The organism is Agrococcus sp. HG114 (assembly GCF_024723325.1).
In the GTDB taxonomy this organism is placed as follows: Bacteria; Actinomycetota; Actinomycetes; order Actinomycetales; family Microbacteriaceae; genus Agrococcus.
Map to the genome: position 1 here is coordinate 1 of NZ_JANQCH010000235.1, position 889 is coordinate 889.

An 889-nucleotide genomic window follows, 5' to 3' on the forward strand; every position below is an offset into this window, starting at 1 on the left:
CCCGAGCAGACCGTGGCCGCGCCAGCCGCGCCGCAGCGCCCGCCGCGCCCCATCAACGTCGTCGGCACGGTGCAGGGCGACGCGGTCACCTTCACGTGGGTGAACGCGCAGCCGGAGGCGGGCGACCAGTTCCGGTACCGCTACGAGCCGAGCGGCGCCGACCCGATCATCGCGACGACCGCGACCGAGTCGGTGACGGTGCCGCGCGACGCCGACGGGGAGTCGTGCATCCTCGTCGGCCTCGTGCGCTCGGACGGGCGGTCGTCGGACGACACGAGAGGATGCGTCAGTGGGTGAGCGGGTGCCGAGGCTGCAGCTCGAGTTCGCGGGCGAGTGGGTGACGCTCGACCCCGCGCGGCCGTTCGTCATCGGGCGCGAGGGCGACCTCACCGTCGACGACAACCAGTACCTGCACCGCGCGTTCCTCGAGCTCCAGCACCGCGACGGGCTGTGGTGGCTCTCGAACGTCGGCTCGCGGCTCTCGGCGACCGTCTCGAGCGCGGGCGGCGCGGTGCAGTCGTGGCTCTCGCCCGGGGCGCGCCTGCCGATCGTCTTCTCCGACGCATCCATCGTCTTCACCGCCGGCCCCACGACGTACGAGATCGGCGTGCACAGCGACGACGCCGCGTTCGCCATGTCGACCGAGCACCGGCGGCGCTCGTCGGGCGAGACGACCGTGATGCCCGTCGGCCTCACGCAGCTGCAGAAGCTGCTCATCGTCGCGCTCGCCGAGCCGATGCTGCGGCGCGACGGCGTGGGCGTGAGCGAGCTGCCCTCGAGCGCGGCGGCGGCCGAGCGGCTCGGCTGGACCATGAGCCGGTTCAACCGCAAGCTCGACAACGTGTGCGACAAGCTCGACCGGATGGGCGTGCAGGGGCTGCGCGGCGGC

General features: G+C 73.2%; 1 protein-coding gene and 1 pseudogene. Both read left to right on the forward strand.

The window, feature by feature from the left end; all coding sequences use genetic code 11:
• Positions 1–297, forward strand: a pseudogene (locus tag NWP09_RS12960) (serine/threonine protein kinase); the annotation flags it as partial.
• A 4-nt stretch (positions 298–301) separates the two neighbouring features.
• Positions 302–889: hypothetical protein (locus tag NWP09_RS12965; RefSeq protein WP_258275906.1), on the forward strand; the 588-nt coding region annotated here is incomplete at its 3' end.